2 protein-coding genes are annotated in these 2,201 nt (G+C 32.4%); one reads left to right on the top strand and one right to left on the bottom strand.

Going from position 1 to position 2,201, the window contains the following annotated elements; genetic code table 11:
• Window positions 1-65: 65 nt before the first annotated feature.
• Window positions 66-887 carry a hypothetical protein gene (locus HOG71_15005; protein MBT5992156.1) on the bottom strand — a complete coding sequence of 274 codons (822 nt, stop codon included), beginning with the start codon at window positions 885-887 and terminating at the stop codon, window positions 66-68.
• 93 nt (window positions 888-980) lie between these two features.
• Between HOG71_15005 and HOG71_15010 the strand changes: the two genes are divergently transcribed.
• Complete coding sequence (locus tag HOG71_15010; protein MBT5992157.1) at window positions 981-1,361, top strand: hypothetical protein; 381 nt, start codon at window positions 981-983, stop codon at window positions 1,359-1,361.
• The last annotated feature ends 840 nt before the right edge of the window (window positions 1,362-2,201 follow it).

The raw sequence follows: 2,201 nt of genomic DNA on the forward strand, positions 1-2,201 counted from the left end.
AAATGAATTAAGAACTAAGGAACAATCAGTAAGGTTAGAAACTAATTTAGTGTAAAGTCTAATCTTTAACTTGTGTAAACTATGTGCCTTAACGAACAATACACATTCATTTGAATCATCCCATGATGATAGTTATTGATAATTCCTACATCAAAATCGTTGATTTGATTCATCGATCGATTTTTAAATGCATTTAAAAACTTTAAAAGATTGCTATGATAACTTACCACGGTTTGCCAGCTATAATTGCGCTGCAATAAAATCTGCAAAAACTCGGATGGAACACTCTTGAAATTTGCTGTTTTTTTATATCGCTGCTCAAGTAATTGCTTCCTGATTTCAGTATCAATAATAGTCAATTGCTGGTGAATATGTATTTTATAAGAATTCGAAAATTTTTGGATAAACCACTTTAGCTTTGATGTGCTTGCCTCAAAACAAAATCCTTCAAGTTTATTGTCCCAATAGCAATAATTATAGTGTTTCAACCGCTCATCAAGATCCGGATTGTATTGGTAGCGAATCAATATTACATCCCTGCTATTTGATTGAACAGGAACCAAAAGCAAACTTCCTTTAAATTCATTTTGTTCCAATACATGATTAAATAAAATGGTTTTATTCAACACAATATCGTTGGCCTTTATTTCAGGATTAACATGTAAATAATAGGTATTTACAGTGGCTATTCCTTCAAACAATTCCTTCAAAATATTGATGTTCTGGTCTGAATACTTGGTAACCCATGACTTTAATTCATAATCAAAGAAAATCCAGTCATTTCTGTTAATAAGAGATATGATCTGATCGTTCTGCTTGAATAATAAACGGATCATCTCATGACCATTTATCATGGCTTTGTTAAGATAAAGAAGAGTTGAGTTCATATTCGTTTTTTTTAAATTTTGTGTAAAACTAAATGAACATTCAACCAAAACCCTTATATTAGATGTGTAAAAACGTGTATAAACGCATAATAAATGGAAATATCAGATCAGAAAGTATGCAAGTTTTGCAACAAATCCTTTAAAGGACGAGCTGACAAGCTTTTTTGCAGTACCGATTGTCGAACAGCCTTTCATAACTCCGTTAAAAATAAAGATGAAGATTTCATTCGTTCGCTGAACAAAATTCTGAGAAAAAACAGGTCGATTTTAAAATATGTGAGTCCAAAAGGGAAAACCACAGTGGCTAAATCATTTCTGTCAGATCTCGATTTCAATTTTGATTTTTACACCGACCATCGTACAACCAAAAATGGAAACACTTATGTGTATTGCTACGATTACGGATATTTAGTGCTTGAAGATGAAAAAATACTGATTATTAACAGGCAAGATCATTTGAAAAACTTATTCTAACATAGCTTCGCCCCCTAAATCACAATTTAACGCTTGAATCTTTAAAATTTATATTTTTATCCCAGGTTTAATTCAAGCAGTTTTGAGGTAATTCATTTACGTAGTTATCTTATAACGATGCATCTAATTTAAAAATTATATTTCAATAACGTATTCATTGTATTTTATAGTAAATCAATTTTAATAAATGATTAGCTCAAACCTAACATCAGAAATAAGCTTTTGATCTAATCTTTAAAATTAATAGAATAAATATATCTAAGATAGCATTGTGTTGAATGACGTAAGTAAAGCGTTTAAAAACGTTATTTCATGTATAGGAACGTCATTGCATGTCTTTGAGAGTTGTTTTTCATATGAAAGCCCTGATATTATAAGTAAATACCTGTCATCAGCATCAAATTCCTGTTGAGGCCGTTCAGTACCGTTCTTTAAATTCATGTTATTGGAATGATGGGCATCAATTGCTTCATCAACTACCGCTAAACTGCATCAACAGAATTCGCTGGCTTCGAAGACTTCGAAGAATGCGTTGGCTGGCTGGGTGAAAAAGCAGCAATTGTTACTCATGATCTTTTGATTTTAAACAATCATCATATATAATATAGCACTGTTTTGAATAACGTTGGTAAAGCGTTTAAAAACCTTAATTCACGTTTTGGAACGTCATTAACATCAGAATCCTGTCTTTACCATTCATTTCCGTTCTTTAATTAACGTCAACGGCATGATGGGTATCATTCTGTCCACTAATTCCTTCATTTCCTTTGGATTCTTCGTTGGATTGGCGATCCTGGACTGCGAGCTCGGCAAGTCCTGCGTGCCCATCGTGCCCTTCAT

The organism is Bacteroidota bacterium (assembly GCA_018698135.1).
GTDB lineage: Bacteria > Bacteroidota > Bacteroidia > CAILMK01 > JAAYUY01 > JABINZ01.

Excerpts from the sequence above, each read along its gene's own strand:
- HOG71_15005 (MBT5992156.1), bottom strand. The coding sequence starts at position 887 with ATGAACTCAACTCTTCTTTATCTTAACAAAGCCATGATAAATGGTCAT.
- HOG71_15010 (MBT5992157.1), top strand. The coding sequence starts at position 981 with ATGGAAATATCAGATCAGAAAGTATGCAAGTTTTGCAACAAATCCTTT.